This window comes from Parapedobacter deserti, assembly GCF_042646065.1.
Classification (GTDB): domain Bacteria; phylum Bacteroidota; class Bacteroidia; order Sphingobacteriales; family Sphingobacteriaceae; genus Parapedobacter; species Parapedobacter deserti.
Genome location: NZ_JBHRTA010000038.1, coordinates 874,763 through 897,991 on the forward strand (window position 1 = coordinate 874,763; position 23,229 = coordinate 897,991).

Below are 23,229 nucleotides of genomic sequence, written 5' to 3' on the forward strand. Positions count from 1 at the left end.
ATGTAACATAGTTAAAGGCGAATGATCTTTTGCAATTTGTCATTAAAATAAGTCTTTTCATCGTCTTTTTGACGTATTCGACGTAATGGAAACGATTTTTATTACAATATTATGTTTGTTTCAATAATACGTCTCGGCCAAGGTTCGACGGTATGCCGTAATATTCTGACATTCCGGTGAAAGGCAAGATTTGCTTAACGCCGTGATGAACCGTATCTTTGTAAAGATTTAATCGGTTAACTATTAATAGAAAGGACTAACATTATGTATCCCGAATACCTGGTTGCGCCTATGCGCAAAGAGCTGACAGACGTCGGTTTTGAAGAACTTAGATCCCCTGAGGAGGTCGATGCGGCCATCAAGCAGGATGGGACTGTGTTTGTGGTGGTTAATTCCGTGTGTGGCTGCGCAGCGGCAAATGCGCGCCCTGCAGCGACAGCAGCCATCAAGAATGAAAAACAACCGGACAAAATGGTTACGGTATTTGCTGGTATGGAAAAAGAAGCAGTCGACAAGGCACGTTCCTATATGTTGCCATACCCGCCATCTTCGCCCGCCATGGCGCTGTTCAAAGACGGTAAATTGGTGCACATGATCGAAAGGCACCAAATCGAAGGGCGTCCTGCGCAGATGATTGCAGACAACTTGGTTGCTGCTTTTAACGAATATTGTTAATAGTTTCTTTGGATCAAGAAAATAAAAAAAATCCCGGCGGACGCCGGGATTTTTTAATGTATTTTATTATCGACGTTGCTCGTATTCAAAAGGGATGTTCAACTCAACCCGGGTACCGCGCTGGGGTACACCCACGAGGCGGATTATGCCGCGTTGCGAATCGGCAAGTGCAGCCTCAACGTCGTCATTACTATTTACAGGTTTGCCGTTGACGTGTGTGATTACTAGCCCACGTTGTACGTTATAGTAGTCAAATAGTCCACCCTGATGTACTTGTGTGACTGTCACACCGGAAGAGATACCGAGCTCTTTTTTCTTTGCATCGGTGGCCGGTACAAAACCTGCGCCTAATCTATTGTAGATCTCAGCAGCGCTTCGCTTGGCTTCGCTTTCCCTATTCTCGCTGCTTTCCGTTGAGCGGGTGTCCTCTTTCAAGGTGACCGTAACGTCCCGTTCTTTACCGTCGCGTTTATAGGACAGTTTGACCTTGTCGCCCGGCCGCAAGCGGTATATGCGTTCCTGAAGATCAGAAGAAGATTGGATGGTCCGCCCGTCGAGCTTGGTGATCACATCACCCTTTTTCAGCCCAGCTTCTTCGGCTGCACCACCCGGTACAGTTTCCACGACGTATAGCCCGGAAGTTTCCTTTGTTTCGAATTCCTTGGCAACAATGGGGTCAAGTTCTTGGAAACTGATGCCGATCAATCCTCGTTTCACCGTGCCGAATTTGATAAAGTCGTCAGCGATTTTCTTGACGATATTGACGGGAATAGCGAACCCATATCCCGCATATGTACCGGTAGGGGTCATAATGTTGGAGTTGATACCGATCAGCTCGCCATTTGCGTTGACCAGTGGCCCACCGCTGTTACCTTTATTAATAACAGCATCGGTTTGAATGAATGACTCCACAGCTGTGTTGAGCATTGGCTGGTCGTCTGATTGGTACCCTTGTTGCTGGTATTGCCGTTGCTGCAATTCACGCGCAATGATACCAGTTGAGCGGCCGGTTGCACTCACAATACCTGCGGTAACGGTCGATTCCAGTCCAAGCGGATAGCCTACTGCTAATACCCACTCGCCGATGCGCACATCATCAGAATCTCCGAACCGGACGAAGGGAAGCCCCTTTTCGTTGATTTTGATCAATGCGAGGTCGGTGTTGGGATCGCGGCCGATGATTTTTGCTTCCACCACGCGCTTGTCCGTTAGTTTTACTTCAATTTTCGTGGCATCTTCCACCACGTGGTTATTAGTGACAATATAGCCGTCTTCCGAAATGATCACCCCAGAACCTGAAGCTTGGGCTGGCGGCGCAGAACGCGGCTGCCGCTGGCGAGGCATCCCGAAAAATTCTTCAAAAAGGTCGAACGGGGTTCCACCGTAGCCTCTGGCGCGCCCCGGGTAGGTGGTGGTAATGTTTACCACCGCCGGCGCTACCATAGCTGCCGCTTGCGTGAAGTCCGGATTCCCGGTAGACGACACAACGGAAGGTATGGGGTTGTTTGCATAATGCAACTGTTGCCGTTCTTCAAAAGACATCTTACTTTCCTGTTTGTTTTCAAACAGTTTATAACCGCCTACAGCGATCAAGCCTCCAATGAGTGCGGTTAATAAAGTTAATCCTAGTTTTTTCATGGTTATTCCATTCGTTATAAGTCGAAAAATTCTGCTGTTGACTATCCTTGTTCAAATGTAATACCATTTCATACTCCCAAGCAAATTAGTGGCAGCAGTTTTCTGTTAAATAATGTTAAAGGGTACGTTTCATATGATTACCTTTGGGCCAAGTATGGAAACGCGCGTCTTTTATAAATATCAGGGTGCTGGCAATGATTTCATAATCATCGACAACCGGAAAAAGTTGTTTGATCGGGACAATGAATCCTTAATACGCCGCCTCTGCCATAGAAGGTTTGGCATCGGAGCTGATGGATTAATGCTTCTTCAGCATGCGGAAGGGTACGATTTTGAAATGATATATTTTAATGCAGACGGGCGCGAAGGGAGCATGTGCGGCAACGGCGGAAGGTGCATTGTTGCCTTTGCGCAGGACATCGGAATCATCGCCACGAAAACTGACTTTCTGGCAGCCGATGGCGTTCATCACGCCCGGATGCATGACAACGTAGATTGGATCAGCCTGCAGATGATCGATGTTCAGCAAATCGCTCAGGATGGTGACGCCTATTTGCTGGATACCGGATCCCCCCACTATGTGCGCTTGGTAGCGAACCTTGAAAACTTCCCGGTGGTTGAAGAAGGGCGCAGCGTACGGTACAGCGATACGTACCGCAGCAATGGAGTCAATGTGAATTTTGTGGAGGCTGATGGCGATGGATATCGTGTGCGCACTTACGAACGCGGGGTGGAGGACGAAACCTTAGCCTGCGGTACAGGCGCTACGGCTGTGGCGCTGGCTATGGCCTGGCGGAACGGCACGGATGGTGCGTTCGAAACGCCTATCCGGGTGGAGGGAGGAAATCTTATGATCCGATTCGAGAAGCAGGGACGCCGCTTTACGAATGTCTTTTTGGAGGGGCCGGCTGAGTTTGTCTTTAAAGGTGAGCTATCTTGGTAAGATGAAACTTGCACGTTTTCTGATCTTTTACCATGTGTTTGCAGCCCTGGTCGCATGCGCCGCTATTGCGGTCCAGTTATTGGCCGGTGCAAAGATGGTGCTCGCCCCTTATTTTTGGTTGCTCTTTGTTGCGGTATATGTGCTAACACTGGTTGCCTACGTATTAAGCGATCTTGGTATTCGCAAGGGAGGAGAAATATCCATTTACAGCTTGATGGGGGGGCTTTTTGTCAAATTGTTTGCCAGTTTAATGGTAGTAGCGGTTCTGATCCTAAAATTCCCTGAATATAAGTTGATTACAGCATTTAATTTTTTTTCGCTATATTTCTTATTCACGATCTTTGAAGTTATATGTTTGTTACGTAACTTGCGCGACCAAAATGAGAAGTAAAAAATTGGGAATAGATGGATTTTAGGCACTTTTTCGATTCAAAAAAAATCAGCTTCATAGCAATTTTCGCCGTTTTAATGACCTTTTCCGTTACGCAAGCTGCCGATATTGATGCTGTTAATCCCGTAGCCGAAGGTGGGCATGGAGCACACGCCGAAGAAGAATTTGAGCCTACCGGAGTCATCATGGAGCACATCAGTGATGCGCATGACTGGCACTTATGGGGGCACACATCTATTCCGCTTCCTGTAATTCTATATACTGACAAGGGCCTGGAGTTTTTCCTTTCTTCTGTGTTTCACCACGGCGAGCATGACCACCAAGGTAAGTATTATACGTACCGCTTGGTAGATAAAAAGAAAATCATGGCGGTGAATGCCCTAGGTGAAGTGGATGAAGAAGCCTCCAAAAGGGTTTGGGATTTTTCCATTACCAAGAATGTGGCGTCGATGTTTTTATCGGTGATCATTCTTCTATTGATATTCACGTCCGTAGCGCGGGCTTATAAAAAGCGCGAGGGTAAAGCGCCGAAAGGGCTTCAGTCACTTTTGGAACCCATTATTCTGTTTGTACGGGATGATATTGCCCGACCAAATATCGGACATAAGTACGCTCGGTTCATGCCGTTGTTGCTGACTATATTCTTTTTCATCTGGATCAATAACCTGATGGGTTTGGTGCCTTTTTTTCCGGGCGCAGCAAACGTAACGGGAAACATTGCTGTCACTTTTGTATTGGCGCTGATTGTGTTACTGGTCGTCAACTTCAGTGGCAATAAATATTACTGGAAGCACATTTTGGCGCCGAATGTACCTTGGTGGTTGTACCCTATTATGATTCCGGTGGAATTGATCGGCGTGATATCACGGCCTTTTGCGCTGATGGTGCGTCTGTTTGCCAATATTACTGCAGGGCACATTATTATTCTTAGCCTGATTTCGCTGATATTTGTGTTCAAATCGCTGGCAGTTGCTCCCATTTCACTGGTATTCGTGCTATTCATGAATATCTTGGAACTGTTGGTCGCCGCGTTGCAGGCATTTATCTTCACGCTGCTCACCGCCCTGTTTATCGGAATGGCAGTGGAGGAACATCATTAATGTTGAATACCCTTATAGTTATAATATATACATTAAATTCAAATTGTTATGGTAGGTTCAATTGCGGCAATTGGTGCCGGATTAGCAGTGATCGGTGCCGGACTTGGTATCGGTCAGATTGGTGGGAAAGCGATGGAAGGTATCGCACGTCAGCCTGAAGCTGCTTCAAAGATTCAGACCGCGATGATCATTGCGGCAGCGCTTGTTGAAGGTGCTGCCCTGTTTGCAATCGTGGTAGCTTTGTTGGGTAATAACCCTGCATAAGCGGCAACTGGATACAAAGGCTGGACACCTGACGGTTGGTCCTGTGTCCGGCCTTCATTTAAACGGAATCAAATTTTAATCTATATATGAATTTTGATATTGGTAATCCGAGCATCGGATTGGTATTTTGGACATCGGTTGCGTTTTTGCTGTTGTTGCTGCTGTTATGGAAATTTGCTTGGAAGCCAATCATGCAGGCTATCGGCGAGCGTGAGCAGTCCATTGAGAGCGCGCTGACCTCCGCTGAAAAGGCAAAGGAAGAAATGGCACGCCTCACGAATGAAAATGAGCAGTTGCTGAAAGCTGCTCGTGCCGAGCGCGATGTCATCCTCAAGGAGGCGAAAAATCTCAAGGACCAGATCGTGGCCGACGCGAAGGTGCTCGCCCAAACCGAAGGAGCCAAATTGATCGAACAGGCCCGCAAGGAAATAGACGACCAAAAGAAGCGGGCATTGGCCGAAGTCAAAGGACAGGTGTCGTCCCTTTCACTGGAAATTGCCCGCAAAGTTCTTCAAAAAGAATTTGAGGATGAACGGAAACAGCAGACCTTGGTGGCCGACCTGCTGAAAGACGTCGAATTGAACTAACTGGCTTGGAGCTAACCGCATAACGATATGTCAGAATTTAAAGTTGCATCGCGATACGCCAAGTCACTCATCGATTTGGCCGAGGAGCAGGGGAATCTGGAAACGGTAAAGCAGGATATGGAACAGTTTGTGGCGGTACTTCGTGCCAATAAAGAACTGCAGGCTGTGCTGAAAAATCCCATTATGAAACAGGAAAAAAAAAGCAGTATCCTGGATGCGCTGTTTGAGAAAAAGATTCACCCTTCCATCACGGCTTTTTTCCATATTATGGTGCGGAAGGGACGCGCCGGTATTCTGTATCCCACCGCAAAGGAATTTCTTCGCGAATACAATGAAGTTAAGGGAATTGTATATGCAACGGTCGTATCGGCCGTGGCGCTTTCAGCGGAAAACTTGGAAGCGCTCAGAAACGTGATCGCGAGTGAAATCAATGCAGAGGTGGTGCTGAAAAATCGTGTTGATTCGTCGTTGATCGGCGGATTTGTGGTTAATGTGGGAGATAAGCAGATTGATGCAAGTATCGCAGGCAAGCTTAGGAAACTGGAACGCCATTTCGGAATGCAGGCGGTAAATTAAGTGCTACATAGTACATTTACGAATAGCCGGATAATATTGTAAGAAAGTAAAAAACCCCTAATAGAGATAACATGATAGAGGTAAGACCCGATGAAGTATCGGCAATTTTAAGAGAACAGTTGTCTGGCTTCAAATCAGAAGCTGAACTTGAAGAAGTGGGCACCGTGTTGCAAATTGGCGACGGGATTGCCCGGATATATGGATTGACTAAGGTACAGTCCGGCGAGTTGGTTGAGTTCGAAAATGGTTTGCAAGGCATCGTACTAAACCTCGAAGAGGACAACGTGGGTGTGGTTTTGCTGGGCCCATCGGATGAAATCAAGGAAGGTGACACGATCAAACGTACACGGCGCATTGCGTCGATTAAAGTGGGCGAAGGCATGCTGGGACGTGTTGTGAATACGCTGGGGCAACCCATCGACGGGAAGGGGCCCATTTTGGGCGCAACCTATGAAATGCCTATCGAACGCAAAGCACCGGGAGTGATCTATCGCCAGCCGGTAAACGAACCGTTGCAGACTGGTATCAAAGCGATTGACGCGATGATTCCGATCGGTCGCGGCCAGCGGGAATTGGTAATCGGCGACCGCCAAACCGGAAAGACCGCGGTTTGTGTCGACACCATCATCAACCAGAAGGAGTTTTACGATGCTGGTGAACCGGTATTCTGTATTTATGTGGCCATTGGACAGAAAAATTCAACAGTGGCCAATATTGTGCGCACGTTGGAGGAAAGCGGAGCGATGCCCTATACCGTAGTCGTAGCGGCTTCCGCTGCTGATCCGGCGCCGATGCAGTTCTATGCGCCGATGGCGGGTGCTGCAATCGGTGAATTTTTCAGAGATACCGGGCGCCCGGCGTTGATTATTTATGACGACCTTTCCAAACAGGCGGTTGCCTATCGCGAGGTATCGTTGCTGCTCCGTCGTCCACCGGGTCGTGAGGCGTATCCGGGTGACGTGTTTTACCTGCACAGCCGCCTGTTGGAGCGTGCTGCCAAAATCAATGCTTCTGATTCCATAGCCCAAAACATGAATGATTTACCTGAATCCATCAAAGGGCTTGTTAAAGGTGGCGGTTCGTTGACAGCACTTCCGATCATTGAAACGCAAGCGGGTGACGTATCTGCGTACATCCCTACTAACGTGATTTCCATTACGGATGGACAGATATTTCTGGAATCGAACCTGTTCAATGCGGGTGTGCGGCCAGCCATCAACGTCGGTATCTCCGTATCCCGTGTGGGTGGCAACGCGCAGATTAAATCGATGAAGAAGGTAGCCGGCACGCTGAAACTGGACCAAGCCCAATACCGTGAATTAGAGGCATTTTCAAAATTCGGATCAGACCTCGATGCGGCTACAAAAGCAGTGCTGGATAAAGGGATTCGTAACGTGGAGATTTTGAAACAGGGGCAGTTTTCGCCTGTACCCGTCGAGAAGCAAGTAGCCATTATCTATGCGGGTACCAAAGGATTGTTCCGCAGTGTTCCGGTAGACAAAGTGAAGGAGTTTGAAACCGAGTACCTACACCAGTTGGAATTACGCCACCCTGAAGTGCTGAAAGCGCTGAAAGAAGGCAAGTTCAACGACGAACTTACCGGTGTATTGGACAAAGTGGCCAGGGAGTTGGCGGATAAGTATTAATATAGGTGAGGTTATCTCATATTGTGTATCTGATTTCTCATCAAATCTAAGGTCTAAGAAATGGCAAACTTAAAGGAAGTACGGAACCGTATATCGTCGGTTTCCTCTACCCAGCAGATCACCAAGGCCATGAAAATGGTCTCTGCGGCTAAGCTTAAGCGGGCGACCAATGCGATCGTCCAGCTGCGTCCGTACGCGGAGAAGCTGCGGGAGATACTCGCCAATGTTTCTGCCAGTGTAGAGGGGGGTACTTCTCCATATACGGTTGATCGTAAGCCTAACAATGTACTGGTCGTTGTTATTGCCTCCAACAGGGGGTTGGCCGGGGCATTCAATACCAACGCCATAAAGACCGCCAATCAGCTTATAGCGAGCAAGTATGCAGCGCAGCTGCAAGCCGGAAACGTGAGCGTGATGGCGATAGGTAAACGGGCGCAGGATTACTATATGAAACGGGGTTACCGGGTGATAGGCGACAATAATGAGCTATTCATGGCGCTTAATTTTGAGAATACATCTAAAATCGCCGATGCGATCATGAGTGGATTTGCCAAAGGCGAATATGACCGGGTAGAAGTGGTGTACAATCGCTTTAAGAATGCGGCTGTTCAGATCCTGACCACTGAGCAACTGCTGCCGTTGCTGCCACCAACAATGGAAACGGAACAGCCAAAAGTGGAGACCGACTACATCATTGAGCCGTCAAAAGAGCGAATCGTCGAAGAGTTAATTCCTAAAGTGATCAAGGTACAGCTATTTAAAGCCGTATTGGATTCGCATGCTTCTGAACATGGAGCACGGATGACCGCGATGGACAAGGCCACAGACAATGCCGGTGAATTGCTAAAATCGCTTAAATTGTCTTACAACCAGGCGAGGCAGGCAGCGATCACTACAGAGCTTACGGAGATTGTAAGCGGCGCAGCGGCACTTTCCGCAGGATAGCGCTGTGTTTGGCTATGGCAAAACATACAGATAGGGCACATGCCCTTTTTTTGTTTCGGTGGGGCTTTAAATACCTGTACACAGGTACATAGTCTTGTAAACAATTCGCCTACCTTTGTGTTACTTCCTTCACAAAGCGATCATTCGCTTTGGCAAGGTTATTGAGTTAAAAAAAGCGACTATTTAGAAGGGCGTTTTTATCAATAATTCATCATTATTGTGCACATGCTGTAGCAAAGAGATTATTTGTTTCGTTTCGTGAAACGAAGGGTGGGGGTGGCTACGATATCTAGCTTACATGAAAGAACTAATACTTCGCTTTAAGACCGTGCCTCGTTGGGCAATACTGTTGTTGGATTTGCTGATACTGACTTGGTCTTTTACGCTGTCCTATTTTATTGCCAAACAGTTCAACTTCCACGACATTATCCGAGGGCACTTTCTGATTTATACAGCGATGTACAGCGGGATTGCATTACCCGTGTTTTTCCTGATGCGAATCCATACCGGATTGATCCGGTATTCGGACACGCGGGATATGCTGAAGATATTCTCCGCCATGTTGATTACTTCGGTAACCTACATGATGGTAACCTATCTAATTCTTGGACCGCTTTTGAATATTCGGGATGGCCAACTTGGACTGGTGATGTTGATCAACTTTTTTATCGCCACCTCCTTTTTGATCATGCTTCGCATTACGGTCAAAAGCATCTATTTTATATTGATGCGGAAAGTGCGGGACGTAGACACCGTGCGGGTACTGATTTATGGATCGGACCAAAATGCTATCATGGCTAAGCAGGCGCTTGAGAACAGTACAGAATCCAAATTTATCATTATCGGTTTTATCGATACGAACAGGAGCAAACTTAACAGCTATATCGAGCGGAAGCGTGTTTATCATGTGAAAGATCTCCCGGCGTTGAAGGATCGTTATTCGATAGACCAGATGATTTTCGTAAAAGATCACTTGGGCAGCAGGGACAAAAAAGTGATTGTGGAGCGCTGTCTTCGATTGGGAATCAAGGTGCTAACGGTCCCCCCAGCGTCGGAGTGGGTGTCTGGCAGGCTACGTTTACAGCAAATAAAGAACCTACGTATCGAAGATTTATTGCAACGGGCGCCCATTAAAATCAATAACGACCGAATCTGCGACGACTTATGCGGCAAGCGCATTCTCATCACAGGTGCTGCCGGTTCTATCGGTTCGGAGATTGTCCGTCAGGTATTGCGGTATGAGCCGCAGATGCTTATACTTTGTGACCAGGCTGAATCTCCCATGCATGAAATCCAATTGGAGATCGAAGAGAAGTATCCGTCGAGCAATGTCGTGGTAGCAATAGCTGATATCCGTAACGTAGAACGGATGCATCAGATATTCAATGACTATCGGCCTGAGCTGGTTTATCATGCGGCTGCGTATAAGCACGTGCCTATGATGGAAAAGAACCCTGGAGAGGCCGTGAGTACAAATGTGGGTGGGACAAAGAATATAGCAGATTTGTCTGTCCTCTTTGGCGTGAAGAAATTTGTGATGATTTCTACCGATAAGGCGGTAAATCCAACCAATGTAATGGGAGCTTCCAAACGTATCGCTGAGATCTATACGCAGAGCCTTGACGGGCAGCAATCCATTCAGCTGGTAGGCGCGACGCCGGAGACGAGTAAAATGGTTAAAGGAACACGTTTTATAACTACCCGGTTCGGCAATGTATTGGGATCAAATGGTTCGGTGATTCCGCGTTTCCGTGTACAGATTGAAAGAGGGGGACCATTGACCGTAACCCATCCGGATATCACGCGTTATTTTATGACCATTCCTGAGGCTGTACAATTGGTGTTGGAGGCCGGAACCATGGGGAAAGGAGGGGAGATTTACGTGTTTGATATGGGCAAACCGGTAAAGATCGTCGACCTTGCGAGGAAAATGATCCAACTGGCCGGCTTGAAACCCGACAGGGATGTTGAGATTGTTTATACCGGCCTGCGCGCAGGAGAAAAATTGTACGAAGAGCTATTGAGCGATGGGGAAAAGGTTGTGCCTACCCATCATGATAAAATCCACATCGCGCGGGTCAATCCAATGGATTACGAACGAGCTAAGCGTACCATCTACGAGCTGCTTGCGTTAAATGAACGGAAGAACAGCAGTGGCGTGGTCCGGAAGATGAAGGAAATTGTGCCAGAGTTCGTTAGCAAAAATTCACCTTTCGAAGCGTTGGACTCGGTGGGATGATCGCCAATATCACCACCTAATCAGTGCGCTTGCCCAAGTAAACCCTGAGCCGAACGCGGCAAGGCATACCAAATCACCGGCGTTGATTTTCCCCGTTTCCCAAGCCTCACCTAACGCAATGGGGATCGAGGCCGCGGTGGTGTTTCCATACTTCTGAATGTTGTTGAATACTTGATTGTCTGAGAGTCCCAATAACTTTTGCACATATTGGCTGATGCGCAAGTTGGCCTGATGGGGAATGAGTAGGTCGATGTCGTTTTCCGACAGGTCGTTGGCGGCCAATGCTTCTTTGATCACCTCGGGGAACTTCACGACGGCTTTTTTGAAAACAGCCTGCCCGTCCATATAGGGGAGGGTGGCCCCACTTTCAAGTTGTTCTGTGGTGAGGAACAGGCCACCTAGTTCCTGATCTGGAAACGGTGGTTTTTCATCCACCCATTTATTGGCATGAGCGCCCGGATAGTACATGGCCAGCAACTCAGCCTCGGTCCCGTCGCTGTGGAGGTGGGTACTTAAAATTCCTTTGCCGGCATCATCGGTGGGCTGGAGCACCACGGCGCCTGCACCATCACCGAAAATGACGGAAACGTTGCGGCTACGGGTTTCAAAATCCATAGCGAAGGAGTGTTTTTCACTGCCAACCACCAGGATGTTTTTATACATACCGGTTTTTATGAATTGGTCGGCTACTGACAATGCATATACAAATCTCGAACATTGGTTTCGGATATCAAGTGCGCCGATTTCGCGCATGCCCATTTCACGTTGGAGCAGCACGCCGCAACCTGGGAAGTAATAGTCCGGACTCAGGGTGGCAAATATGATGAAGTCAATGTCACGTGCGGTAGTACCGGCACGGTCGATCGCGATGTGGGCAGCTTCCATGGCCATCGTTGTTGTGGTTTCGGAATGGCGGTCTGCAAATCGGCGTTCCCGTATCCCTGTGCGTTCTTTTATCCACTCATCACTGGTCTCCATAAAACGGGTCAGATCATGATTTGTATACACATTTTTTGGGACGTAATATCCTATCCCAGCTATCCTTGATCGGTACATACGTTTCAATTTTATAGGTTTACTGATACAATTGTACGGAAATTTTATAAAAAGGCGTAACTTTGTATCCATGACAGTCGAGACACAGGAAGAGACGTATACGCTTGACGAGGTGTTGGCTGCTGCTTCAGCAAACCACCGGCTGATTCTCTGGAATGATGACACCAATACCTTCGACCATGTAATCAACTGCCTGATTAAGCATCTGCAATATACCTCAGATGAAGCCGAAAAGATTGCCTGGAAGGTGCATACCGACGGCAAATGTGCGGTGTTGGAGGGTAGCTATACGGAAGTGGACATTTACCGGAAAATCCTGAAATCGGAGGGATTGACGGTAAGCATAGAATAGTAGCATCTTTTTTTTGGTCGTGCAAACGTAACATTGTCCGCGACGCAGCTTCCCGGCTGTAATATTGCGGTTACCTAAGTTCCACAAGTGTAATAAAAGCATAATCTTTGCGGCGCTTTAGTCAGATACTATTTTTAAAAACGAACAGGCAGATGGATTTTATGCGTGGAACATTGATTGGCATATTGGTGCTATGGATGATTTGGGCGTTGCCCTTGGCGGTTATCGGACAAGGAGGAAACGGCTCGATATCAGCTACGATAGTCGACAACGTGTCCAAGGAACCTGTTGGGTTCGCGAGTGCTGCCCTGTTGCAGCAGGAATCAAAGACTTATGTAAGCGGAATGCAAACGCAGGACGATGGACAAATTCGGTTTACGGACGTTCCAGCCGGCGTATATGCCATCCGGGTCACATTTGTGGGATACGAGGACCTTTTGAGGGAACAGGTCGTTGTGAGGGCCGGTCAACATGTCGACTTGGGTAAGTTATCGTTTATCCCCTCGGGGGAACTGCTCGACGAAGTGGTGGTTGAAGGAACGAGGCCAGCGATGGAGATGGGAATAGACCGGAAAATCTTCAACGTGGCACAAAGTACGCTGAGCGTTGGGGGGACTGCGGCCGATTTGCTGACCAATGTGCCTTCGTTACAAGTGGATATGGACGGCACGGTGAGCCTGAGAGGGTCCAGCAGTGTCCGTATATTGATCAATGGACGCGAATCTGCACTGGCAGGGAGCGACGTTGCCCAATTCCTACAGTCTTTGCCGGCCAATTCAGTTGACCGCGTCGAGGTGGTGACCAATCCATCCTCAAAATACGATGCGGAAGGACAATCGGGTATTATCAACATTGTGTTGAAACGGAACACCCTGGTAGGCTTCAATGGCACAGCGAATGTTTCTGGAGGCTCATACAACAACTATATGGCAGGAATGAACTTGAACTTTCGCGATACTAAAGCTAACTATTACTTGGGATATACCTTCAATAGAAGAAACATGGTGGGTGATGGAATCAACGACACAGAGTTCATCCGGACCGCCAGCATGATCAATAACCGATCGGAGAGTGGTCGACTTGGACTTAACCACAACGTCCAACTTGGGCTCGACTATTACGTGAGCGATAAAACGTTTCTTGCTTTCGGTGGGAATATCAGCGTCCGGGGCAATGAACGCGATGAGGATATCTTCTACCGGTACATCAATCATCCCCAATTTGCTGGGAACAGTACACGCCTATCGCGACAAAACGAGGACGATTTCGGTGGCGAGGTCTTCTTCGATTTCAGGCAGGGCTTTCGGCGGGACGGTGAAGAGTTAACGGCAAACCTGACTTATGGTTACGATACGGAAAACGGCGTCAACCGGTTTAATCAGGACTATACACAACCACCAAGTGGCTTATATGAGCGCGAACGGATCAATGATACCGAAGAGACGGGACACAACATCAACATTCAACTGGACTATGTCCGGCCTTTTGGCGATAAGGGCAATCACAAATTCGAAGCCGGTTATCGGACCATCGTCAGAAGAGGGCTGGAGCACCAATACTCGGAGGTAGATTCTACCGTGGGCCTGCTGCCGGATTATCGGGTGAGCAACGATTTTGACATGACCAGCAGTGTGCATGCGCTGTATGGAAATTATCAAAACAAGTTGACCGAGAAACTGGGGTATCAGGTGGGGCTTCGCGCCGAACAGGCTTACCTGGATACCCGACTAGGATTGCTCACGCCGGGTTTGTCCGATGAAGAGCGGACCGTGCCGGGGAGGCTGGACTATTTCCGGATCTATCCCAGTGTATTCCTGACACAGGAGTTTGGAAACCAAAACCAATTGCAGTTGAGTTATACCCGGCGTGTAAGCCGGCCGCGCGGGTGGCAGGTAAATCCGTTTATCGATATATCGGACAACATGAACCACAGGCAGGGGAATCCAAACCTGATGCCGGAAGACATACATTCATTTGAGCTCGGATACACCAAAACCTGGACCGCGGTGTTGCTGACCGCTTCGGCGTATCAGCGCATCGTCCGGGACGTCACCCAGCCGATCATTTCGGCGGTAAATGAGACAACCGGTGTAACGTTGATGCAGTGGCAGAATCTGGGCAAAAGCGAGAACACAGGCTTTGAATTGATTTCCAAGATCGACATAACCAAGAAATGGGATGTCATGACCAACGTGAACGCTTTCCATACCTGGTTCAGCGGCGGAGAGGTTTTGATAGGCGATCAAGATATGGGCATTTCACCGAATTCAGGTTTTAGCTGGAATGCTAATGCTACCACGAACTACCGGTTCACTCCGCAGCTGTCGCTGCAAACCCGACTTGAGTATCAGGCTCCGAGGATAATGGCACAGGGAAAAGGAATCGAGAATTTCGTCATCGATGCAGGATTGCGGATGGATGTTTTAAACCGCAAGGGGAGTATCATGTTCAATGCCCGGGATCTATTGAACCAGCGCCGGTTTGGCGGATTCACCACCAGCAATGGCGTTCACCGCTATTTCGAACACCGATGGATGCGGCGGACATTTATGCTTACGTTTAACTACCGCTTCGGAAACCAGCAGATTAAGCGTGAAGAGCGGAAGCGGGACAAGGAAACGGAAAGTTTCGGCGGGGAACAGCAGTTTTAGCACGTGCAGCCCGGCGGAACGAGCTTTTAAAGCAGCGCTGTAAGTTCACGCAGCGCGCCGATGCTCTGCCGCACGTCTGACGGTACTTCCTGGTGCTTGGGGTTGAAGTAAATAGCGTCCATGCCGACATTTTGCGCGCCGCGGATGTCTGCATCTAAGCTATCGCCAACCATCACGCTGTCGGATATCGACGTTTTTGCGTTAGCTACGGCATAATGAAAAATACGGGGATGAGGTTTGTGGACTCCGACCGATTCTGAAATCACAATGGTGGAAAAGTACTTTCTCAAACCGCATTTTGTTACCTTGATTTCTGCAGCATCACCGAAACCGTTTGAGATCAGGTGAAGCGTATATTTTTCCTGTAAATAGCTGAGCGTTTCGTGTGCATAGGGGAAAAGGCACGTCTTTTGGGGGCACAAACGAAGATAGTCGGCCTCGAACGATTTGGGAAATAACGTCGGGTCCACGCCCAGCTCACTGAACGTATCGGCGAACCGGGCGTCGCGAAGTTCCGATTTAGTAATTTTTCCATGATGATACAGGGCCCACAGGCGGTGATTGTTGCGATTATAGGTTTCGATAAACGATTCAGCGGATCCAAACCCGAACGAACTGAATCGGTAGGTGTCAAACAGTTCTAGCAGTGTTTCTTCGGCATTTTTTTCGAAATCCCAGATGGTATGGTCAAGATCAAAGAAGATATCTTTTTTGTTCTTTTTGCTCATGGGGCAAAGGTACGGATTTCAGGCCGCTTGAACTATTAGCATAGTTTAAATATTGCAGCACGTCTGCATGCGATATGTGACATTCTCATGTCTTAGTCAAATTGTCCGTCGGATTATCCGTCGATTCATTGAAATTGGTACTTTTGTAGGGTATTAGATTTGTACGGTATGCGTAAGCCCTTAATATTGTTTTACTTCCTAGTTTTCTATGCCACTGCGCAATTGATCTGGTGGGGGGTGTTGCTTATTGAAGTGCAGCCCGACCGGAAAGTGATGATCATCGGCGAGGGAATTTTTTTCATGCTCATTTTTGTGGTGGGTGCCCTTAAGTTGAAAAAGGCGTTTGTGCGCGAGCAAAAAATACAGCAGCAGCAGCAAAACTTTCTGCTGGCTGTAACTCATGAACTGAAATCGCCGCTCGCCGCAATTAAATTAGCTATTCAGACGATCCTGAAACGGGATCTGACTAAAGATCAGCGCGAACAGTTTCTGTCTAATTCCCTGAAAGATATTGAAAGGCTCGATGACTTGGTCGGTAACGTGCTGATTGCAACGAAGCTAGCTGACCTGCGCTATAATTTCCCTAAAGAGCGTATTGATCTCAGCGAACTGGTAAAGAATGTGTCAGGGAGGCTACAGATCCACTCCTGCACTACGCAGGTAATCAAAACCGAGCTGCAACCGGACATTCAGATCGAAGGCGACCGATTCGCGATCACCAATGTGGTGACCAACCTGATTGAAAATGCCGTTAAGTATTCCCCACCATGTGCCCATGTGCTCGTAAGGTTAGTAAACGAAAATGATCAAGTGGTTTTCAGCGTGGCTGATCATGGTATTGGTATCGCAGACGAGGAAAAACGGCTGATATTTAATAAATTCTATCGCGTAGGTAATGAGGATACACGGAAAACCAAGGGTACCGGTCTGGGGTTATATATAGTAAAGACGGTGTTGGAGAAGCACCGCGCGCAGATAAAAGTGAAAGATAACTCACCTTCAGGAAGTATTTTTGAAGTGATATTTAACAACCATTATGCAACAAACTAAGCAACGGATCTTATTGGTCGAGGACGAAGAGCACCTGCTGGATGCTATCAAGCTCAATCTCGAACTGGAAGGTTACCGGGTCTCTGCGGCTACCGATGGCAAGAAGGCCCTGAAAATATTCAAAGAAGAACGCTTCAATTTGGTGATACTCGACGTCATGATTCCGGAGATCGACGGGTTCCAGGTGGCCGAAACGATACGGCTGCAAAACACCGAGGTGCCCATTATGTTTCTGACTGCTAAAAACAGCAGTGAGGACCGGATCACGGGGCTTAGGAAGGGTGCCGACGATTACCTTGTCAAGCCGTTTAATTTGGAAGAGCTGATCTTGCGTGTAGGCATACTGGTACGGCGCGGCATGAAAGGGGACGAATTGAAGGAGCTCAATTCGTATACCATTGGCGATAAGACCATCTATTTCAATTCCTTTGAACTGCACCATGCGGACGGTACAGTGACATCATTAACAAAAAAGGAAACCATGCTGCTTAAGCTGCTAATTGAACGCCGTAATGAGGCGGTTTCCCGCGAACAGATACTGGAGACCGTGTGGAACTACGATGTCTATCCTTCAACGCGCACCATTGACAATTTTATCCTTACCTTCAGGAAATATTTTGAGCCCGATCAGAAACATCCGATATTTTTTCATTCCATCCGTGGCGTAGGCTATAAGTTTACCGATAACCCGCAAGCTTCATGATGACATCCAGGACACGGGCGGTGGTGTTGGTAGGTGCGTTTTTGTTGTTGGTTTGGGCTATCTATGACAATAGCTACCAACTGGCGGTAATGATTGGGGGGGCGATGGGGTATCTGACGTGGAGCCATTATCGGGAAGGAACGGTTTTTATTGCTTCCCAAGCCTTTCAGCAGCAGGACTATGAAAAGACGCGCCGGTTGCTCGCCGATATCAAGCGGCCGGATTATTTGCGTAAAGGGAGACGGAATTACTATGAGTTCATGAGCGGTAACCTCGCTCTTAAAGCGGAAGACTATGATGCGGCGGAACGGCATTTCCAGATCGCTTCGCGTCTGCCATTCCGACGGCCCAATGATAAAGCGATCATTCTGGTCAATTTGGCAAACATTAACCTCCGCAAAAAGGACTTTGAGCGGGTAAGGGCTTACGTGACGCTTGCCCGTAAGTTGGAGGTGACTTCCCGTGTAGCGCAGATAATCAATAAAATTGAAAACGAAATACCTAAAGATCAATAGTGAGCATTGAATTGAAGAACGACCTACTGATACGTGCTGCTTTTTCACAGCGCACCGAACGTCCTCCGGTGTGGATGATGAGGCAGGCTGGCCGGTTTATGAAAGAATACTGGGACATAAAAAACAGGTATTCTTTTTTGGAAATGTGCAAAACGCCCGAGATTGCAGCGGATGTAACGATGCTGCCGGTAGACTTGCTGGGCGTGGACGCCGCCATCCTGTTTTCGGATATCCTCGTCACGGCCGAAGCTATGGGCGGGCAGTTGAGCTTTGAGCAGGGGATTGGGCCACGGTTTGCCAATCCGGTTCGAAGCCGGGCAGATGCGGAAGCGTTGCGTACCGATGTTCTCGATGAACTGCAGTATGTGGCTGATGCGATCACGGTAATCCAGCAACGGTTGCAGGGTAACATTCCGCTCATCGGTTTTGCGGGGGCCCCTTTTACGGTGCTTAGTTACCTGGTGGAGGGAGGTTCGTCGAAAGATTTCAAACGGACAAAACTGCTGCTTCACAATGAGCCGGAATTGGCCCATTTCATCTTGCGGAAAATAGCAGATGTGACGGCCGATTATCTCAATATGCAGATTGAGGCGGGCGTCAATGCCCTGCAATTGTTCGACAGTTGGGCGTTAGCACTGTCGTACGACGATTACCGCTCTTTCGCACATGACTATAATGTCTATATCATTTCGAAGCTCAAAAGAAAGGGCGTACCGGTGATTTCTTTTTGCAAAGGAAGTTCTGTATTTGCACCGTTGATGGCTGACGCCAAGCCTGATGTAATTTCGATGGATTGGAATGCGGATTTGCGCCAGGTGAAGGAAAGGTTACCGGATGGCATCGCCGTACAAGGTAACTTGGACCCTTATGTACTATATGCCGATAAGAAAGTCATCAAGGAAAAGATTTTACACCTATTTGAACGCATGCGGGGATCTGATGGTTTTATCTTCAACCTGGGACATGGGATTATGCCGGATATTCCGTTTGATAACGTGAAATATGCCATCGATGTGGTGAAAGAGTTTAGGTTTTAATGTTGTACCTCTACGCCAAAGCCGTACATATTATCTTCGTCATCACGTGGATGGCGGGGTTGTTTTATATGGTCCGCCTTTTTATTTACCACACCGAAGCACGGCAAAAACCTGGGCACGAGTACCAGGTGCTGCACCGGCAGTTCATGGTGATGGAAAGCAAGCTGTGGTGGATCATTACGACTCCTTCTATGTATTTGGCTGTTGCCGCCGGTCTGACTATGCTTTACATTGCACCGGGTTTGCTACAAGCCGGCTGGATGCATGTGAAACTGGCTTTTGTGCTTGGGCTAGTCACTTACCACTTTGTTTGCCAGCGCATCATGTTCAGGCTTATGCAAGAGCGGAACAAATGGACATCGATCAAGCTGCGCCTTTGGAACGAATTAGCCACGGTGATGCTGTTTGCTATTGTGTTTGCTGTGGTGCTCAAAAGTGCGATCCACTGGGTATATGGCGTGCTCGGTTTGCTCCTGTTGTCTATGATGCTGATGCTTGCCGTAAGGTGGTATAAAAAAATCAGGGAACGATGCTAGCTGCCGAAGCATAAGTATTTCACCTCGGTATACTCATCAAGTCCGTGTTTGGATCCTTCTCGGCCGATTCCTGATTGCTTAACGCCTCCGAAAGGCGCCGCGGCATTGGAAAGCAATCCGGTATTGATACCCACCATGCCGGCTTCAAGCCGCTCCGCCACCCGCCAGCATCGATTAATGTCTTTACTGTAAAAATAGGATGCCAAACCGAATTCCGAATCGTTAGCCATGGCAATCCCCTCTTCTTCGGTTTCGAACCGAAACAGCGCACATACCGGTCCGAATGTCTCTTCATAGGCAATCCGCGATGATGGGTGCACATCGGCTAAGACGGTAGGTTGATAGAAGAGGCCTTTCGTTACCTTGCCACCTGTCCGCAGGCTGGCTCCTTTATCGATGGCATCTTGCACATGTGCCTTTACCTTTTCCAATCCGTCTTGATTGATAAGCGGGCCCACCAGCACACCTTCGTCAAGCCCGTTCCCTACTTTCAGTTTTTTTACGGCAGCGGTCAGTTTCCTGGTGAAGCTGTCGTATATGCCGTTTTGCACATAAAGCCGGTTGACGGAGACGCATGTTTGTCCGGAGTTGCGAAATTTGCCAGTAATCGCTCCATTTACAGCGGCGTCGACATCGGCATCATCAAAAACGAGGAATGGCGCATTTCCTCCGAGCTCGAATGATACGTTTTTAATTGTTTTGGCTGCCAACGCCATCAACGCACGCCCTACTTCGGTAGAGCCGGTAAATGAAATCTTGCGTACTTTCTCGTGAGTTGCCAACGCTTCTCCCATACCTTTGCTGTCTTTGCCCGTGACCACGTTAAGCACGCCGGGAGGGAATCCTGCTTCGTGAGCAAGCTTAGCCACGGCCAACGCCGTAAATGGCGTTTGGGAAGCAGGTCGGAGAACGACCGTACAGCCGCAGGCCACCGCAGGGGCTACCTTCCGGGTGATCATTGCGAGCGGAAAGTTCCAAGGAGTGATGGCGGTGACCACACCCACCGGCTGACGGATGGTGACAAGCCGTTGGTCTTTTTTGGGCGCGGGTATAGTTTCGCCGTACGCCCGTTTGGCTTCCTCGGCAAACCACGCTACGAAGGAGGCGCCGTAGTCGACTTCAGCAAGGCTCTCTGTCAGCGGCTTGCCACTCTCCAAGGTCATGATGCGCGCTAATTCCTGTTTGCTGGCCATGATAAGCTCATACCACTTGCGAACAGTGTTGCTTCTAATGGCCGTATCGGTGTCTCGCCAACAGGGCCATGCTTGATGAGCATATTCGATGGCCTTCATGCAATCCGGCACGCCAAGGTCCGGTACGGAGGCGATAGTCTCGCCGGTGGCGGGATTGACCACATCAAAGGTCTTACGGGCATGGGTGAATTTGCCGTTGATGTAGGCTTTGGAATTAATTATTAACTTGCGCATTTATCAAACACAGGGGTATATGTTGTTAATAACATATGGCAATGCTAATAGTTTTTCGCTAAATTGTCAATATTAGCCAATAAATGTACCTTTGTCCCGATGCCGTTACCAAGCGAATGAGCAAATTTCGTATCTACAACGCATATATTAACAACCAAATGGAAAGTGTTAAACTGCTTATTACTTTCTGTATACGGTACGGCTTTTGGTCCGGATTGAGATTATATTTTAAGCCTGAGTCCGGACGTGTCGGCCACAACAAGTTGGCATCAGTAAAGCATCCGTTTTCACTGCAGGCCAACACATCAGATATCGACGCATTTTACCAGGTCTTCTATAATAACCACTACGACATCGAATTAGCTAAACTTCGAGTCCTTATAGACAGGGGCGCTAATGTGGGACTCTTTACAATGAAAAATAGGTACCCAGGCGCAAAGGTCATCTGTGTTGAACCCGACAATGAAAATTCGATATCTTGCAAAGGAGTGTCAGCAGCTATGCTGCATGACGTCGACAAGCGTGGCTGTTCCCGATCTTTTTTTGAGGCGATTAACCGCGCGTTGCCCCAATATGCGTTTTCCGTGAAAGGTGAAAACGTAATCATTGAGAATATGAAATATAATATAAATAGGGTTTATACAAGCGTACCTAATCATTTGACGATTTGATAAGGAAAATTAGTTTCTTGTTTCTTTTAAGGTTTGCAAAAATCGCGTTGTCGGTTTTAAGTCTTTGGCTATCGGCTAAGTACTTCGGGACATCGATTTGGCGGGATGTATGGTTGCTTGCGTTAAATGGTATTGTTGTACTGGATGCCGCAATCTGGGGACCCTTGAATGAGATTTTCCGGACGAAATTTATTTTTATCCGCGAAGAAGAGGGTGAACAGCAAGCATTGACAAAGGTAAGATCTCTTTTTTTTTTCACTTGCTTGGTGTCCGTCGCTTTAGTGATCATTGTTGCTTGTTTTCGTGATTTCTTTGTTGGCGTTTTGGCGCCTGGTTTTGATAGCAAAGAACTTACCTCGTTATCGTTGATGTTATTGGTGCTGATCCCCGCATTACTTCTGAATCAAGTTAACCTGCTTCTTAACAGCCTGTTGAACGCTTATCATTCATTTGTCATTCCCGATATCGTGGCATTTGTCGGTACCGCCGTCAACATCATCCTCTTGATCTTATTGGCACCGGTCATTGGAATATTTTCATTGGTAATTTCCTACTATATAGGTATCCTGTTACTTACAGGTTTGTTAGTGTGGCAGGTATTCCGGCTGAAAATTGGGCTTTTTTCGAATACCGGTCCGATAAAGTTCTCTTACTTTTGGATATTTTTTGGTTTTTCCTTGCCGTTTTTTTATTCCTATTTTTTGGGACAAATAAGTGCCGTTTTGGAGAAGTCGCTAGCAAGTACGTTAGGTGTTGGTATGGTGTCTATGGTTGATTATGGAAGAAAGTTTTCGGAGATGTTAATTACCGTATTATTAGGTATATTAATGACTTTTTTGGTTCCATCCATTTCCCAGCATTTTATAAGAAAAGATTACAGCGCATTTTATACAGATTTCAGGAAAATCTATCAATGGGGGCTTTTGATAATCACGATTTTTGTTGCGTTATTTTCCGTGATTCCTGACTCCATTGTTCGTTTTTTTTATAATGAAGATTCTATCAGCGTAGTCGAGCTAGCGACAATAAGCCGATTGTCTTCATTATACGCATGGGGAGTACTTGTTGTGTTCCTTTATTTTGTATTTGGAATGGCGCTATTGTCATCAAATAACAAGAAAAAATACGCTTATCTTGCAGTAGTTGCCCAAATGATTACTATCGGGTTGAACCTGCTGTTGGTGAGGCATGTAAGAGAAATCGCTTTTCCGGTTGCGTACATCTCGGGGCACCTGATTGGCGCAGCATTTATGTTTATTTTTTTTCCTTTTCAGATCAAGAAACTTTTGGCATTGACCATCAAATACATGGGAATGATGGCTTCGGTTGTGGGCATTCTATTTGCACTTGATTGTTTTTTGCCTTTAGGTTTATCCGATGTGCAGTTAATAGTTTTGTATACTTGCGTTGCTCTTTTTTCACTCGTTTTGCTTTCTGCTATTTTTAGACTTGACGAATGGAAGTACATAAGCCGATTGTTGAAATGGTTATAACCGTGC

23 protein-coding genes are annotated in these 23,229 nt (G+C 47.6%); 19 read left to right on the forward strand and 4 right to left on the reverse strand.

Annotated elements, in window-relative coordinates; translation table 11 throughout:
* The first annotated feature begins 264 nt into the window (after positions 1-264).
* Complete coding sequence (locus tag ACFOET_RS16235; protein WP_379024566.1) at positions 265-675, forward strand: BrxA/BrxB family bacilliredoxin; 411 nt, start codon at positions 265-267, stop codon at positions 673-675.
* Positions 676-741: 66 nt separating this feature from the next.
* Here ACFOET_RS16235 and ACFOET_RS16240 read toward each other — a convergent pair whose 3' ends face one another.
* On the reverse strand, positions 742-2,313 hold the full coding sequence (locus ACFOET_RS16240) for a Do family serine endopeptidase (RefSeq protein WP_379024568.1): 1,572 nt from the start codon (positions 2,311-2,313) through the stop codon (positions 742-744).
* 154 nt (positions 2,314-2,467) lie between these two features.
* Here ACFOET_RS16240 and dapF point away from each other — a divergent pair, with 154 nt between their 5' ends.
* From dapF to ACFOET_RS16285, 9 genes are all read left to right on the forward strand, one after another.
* On the forward strand, positions 2,468-3,256 hold the full coding sequence (gene dapF, locus ACFOET_RS16245; RefSeq protein WP_379024570.1) for a diaminopimelate epimerase: 789 nt from the start codon (positions 2,468-2,470) through the stop codon (positions 3,254-3,256).
* A 1-nt stretch (position 3,257) separates the two neighbouring features.
* Positions 3,258-3,647, forward strand: a complete 390-nt coding sequence (locus ACFOET_RS16250; RefSeq protein ID WP_379024572.1) for a hypothetical protein — start codon at positions 3,258-3,260, stop codon at positions 3,645-3,647.
* A gap of 14 nt (positions 3,648-3,661) precedes the next feature.
* Entirely contained in the window at positions 3,662-4,747 is a 1,086-nt protein-coding gene (gene atpB, locus ACFOET_RS16255) for a F0F1 ATP synthase subunit A (RefSeq protein WP_379024574.1), read from the forward strand.
* 48 nt (positions 4,748-4,795) lie between these two features.
* A complete protein-coding gene (atpE, locus tag ACFOET_RS16260; RefSeq protein ID WP_379024576.1) occupies positions 4,796-5,011 on the forward strand; it encodes an ATP synthase F0 subunit C in 216 nt (71 codons plus the stop codon).
* A gap of 86 nt (positions 5,012-5,097) precedes the next feature.
* The gene (atpF, locus tag ACFOET_RS16265) at positions 5,098-5,598 is read left to right on the forward strand and encodes a F0F1 ATP synthase subunit B (protein ID WP_379024578.1); all 501 of its coding nucleotides are present in this window, start codon (positions 5,098-5,100) and stop codon (positions 5,596-5,598) included.
* Between the two features lie 27 nt (positions 5,599-5,625).
* Positions 5,626-6,174, forward strand: coding sequence for an ATP synthase F1 subunit delta (atpH, locus tag ACFOET_RS16270; RefSeq protein WP_379024580.1), 549 nt, complete (start codon positions 5,626-5,628; stop codon positions 6,172-6,174).
* A gap of 71 nt (positions 6,175-6,245) precedes the next feature.
* Positions 6,246-7,820 (forward strand): F0F1 ATP synthase subunit alpha, encoded by a 1,575-nt coding sequence (gene atpA, locus ACFOET_RS16275; protein ID WP_379024582.1) that lies wholly within the window; start codon positions 6,246-6,248, stop codon positions 7,818-7,820.
* 60 nt (positions 7,821-7,880) lie between these two features.
* On the forward strand, positions 7,881-8,765 hold the full coding sequence (atpG, locus tag ACFOET_RS16280; RefSeq protein WP_379024584.1) for an ATP synthase F1 subunit gamma: 885 nt from the start codon (positions 7,881-7,883) through the stop codon (positions 8,763-8,765).
* Between the two features lie 298 nt (positions 8,766-9,063).
* Positions 9,064-11,004 (forward strand): polysaccharide biosynthesis protein, encoded by a 1,941-nt coding sequence (locus ACFOET_RS16285; RefSeq protein WP_379024586.1) that lies wholly within the window; start codon positions 9,064-9,066, stop codon positions 11,002-11,004.
* A 9-nt stretch (positions 11,005-11,013) separates the two neighbouring features.
* Here ACFOET_RS16285 and ACFOET_RS16290 read toward each other — a convergent pair whose 3' ends face one another.
* The gene (locus ACFOET_RS16290) at positions 11,014-12,060 is read right to left on the reverse strand and encodes a 3-oxoacyl-ACP synthase III family protein (protein ID WP_379024588.1); all 1,047 of its coding nucleotides are present in this window, start codon (positions 12,058-12,060) and stop codon (positions 11,014-11,016) included.
* Between the two features lie 70 nt (positions 12,061-12,130).
* On the opposite strand from ACFOET_RS16290, the gene ACFOET_RS16295 reads away from it, so the two are divergent.
* Together ACFOET_RS16295 and ACFOET_RS16300 are read left to right on the forward strand one after the other, a co-directional pair.
* On the forward strand, positions 12,131-12,412 hold the full coding sequence (locus ACFOET_RS16295; protein WP_379024590.1) for an ATP-dependent Clp protease adaptor ClpS: 282 nt from the start codon (positions 12,131-12,133) through the stop codon (positions 12,410-12,412).
* Between the two features lie 152 nt (positions 12,413-12,564).
* The gene (locus ACFOET_RS16300; protein ID WP_379024592.1) at positions 12,565-15,063 is read left to right on the forward strand and encodes a TonB-dependent receptor domain-containing protein; all 2,499 of its coding nucleotides are present in this window, start codon (positions 12,565-12,567) and stop codon (positions 15,061-15,063) included.
* Between the two features lie 26 nt (positions 15,064-15,089).
* On the opposite strand, the gene ACFOET_RS16305 is transcribed toward ACFOET_RS16300, so the two are convergent.
* On the reverse strand, positions 15,090-15,791 hold the full coding sequence (locus ACFOET_RS16305; protein WP_379024594.1) for a YjjG family noncanonical pyrimidine nucleotidase: 702 nt from the start codon (positions 15,789-15,791) through the stop codon (positions 15,090-15,092).
* 168 nt (positions 15,792-15,959) lie between these two features.
* On the opposite strand from ACFOET_RS16305, the gene ACFOET_RS16310 reads away from it, so the two are divergent.
* The 5 genes from ACFOET_RS16310 to ACFOET_RS16330 are packed head-to-tail and all read left to right on the forward strand — an operon-like array spanning position 15,960 to position 19,632.
* Entirely contained in the window at positions 15,960-16,841 is an 882-nt protein-coding gene (locus ACFOET_RS16310) for a sensor histidine kinase (protein ID WP_379024596.1), read from the forward strand.
* Positions 16,828-17,544: a response regulator transcription factor gene (locus ACFOET_RS16315; protein WP_379024598.1), complete on the forward strand. Its 717-nt coding sequence runs from the start codon at positions 16,828-16,830 to the stop codon at positions 17,542-17,544. Before ACFOET_RS16310 ends, ACFOET_RS16315 begins: the two co-directional genes overlap by 14 nt.
* Positions 17,541-18,059: a hypothetical protein gene (locus ACFOET_RS16320; RefSeq protein WP_379024600.1), complete on the forward strand. Its 519-nt coding sequence runs from the start codon at positions 17,541-17,543 to the stop codon at positions 18,057-18,059. Before ACFOET_RS16315 ends, ACFOET_RS16320 begins: the two co-directional genes overlap by 4 nt.
* Before the next feature lie 11 nt (positions 18,060-18,070).
* Entirely contained in the window at positions 18,071-19,096 is a 1,026-nt protein-coding gene (gene hemE, locus ACFOET_RS16325) for a uroporphyrinogen decarboxylase (RefSeq protein WP_379025130.1), read from the forward strand.
* Entirely contained in the window at positions 19,096-19,632 is a 537-nt protein-coding gene (locus ACFOET_RS16330; RefSeq protein WP_379024602.1) for a CopD family protein, read from the forward strand. The genes hemE and ACFOET_RS16330 overlap by 1 nt, the downstream gene beginning before the upstream one ends.
* On the opposite strand, the gene ACFOET_RS16335 is transcribed toward ACFOET_RS16330, so the two are convergent.
* Entirely contained in the window at positions 19,629-21,059 is a 1,431-nt protein-coding gene (locus ACFOET_RS16335) for an NAD-dependent succinate-semialdehyde dehydrogenase (protein ID WP_379024604.1), read from the reverse strand. The two genes, ACFOET_RS16330 and ACFOET_RS16335, sit on opposite strands and share 4 nt — an antisense overlap.
* Before the next feature lie 158 nt (positions 21,060-21,217).
* Between ACFOET_RS16335 and ACFOET_RS16340 the strand changes: the two genes are divergently transcribed.
* Positions 21,218-21,730, forward strand: a complete 513-nt coding sequence (locus tag ACFOET_RS16340; RefSeq protein WP_379024606.1) for a class I SAM-dependent methyltransferase — start codon at positions 21,218-21,220, stop codon at positions 21,728-21,730.
* On the forward strand, positions 21,727-23,223 hold the full coding sequence (locus ACFOET_RS16345) for a lipid II flippase MurJ (protein WP_379024607.1): 1,497 nt from the start codon (positions 21,727-21,729) through the stop codon (positions 23,221-23,223). Before ACFOET_RS16340 ends, ACFOET_RS16345 begins: the two co-directional genes overlap by 4 nt.
* Positions 23,224-23,229 lie beyond the last annotated feature (6 nt).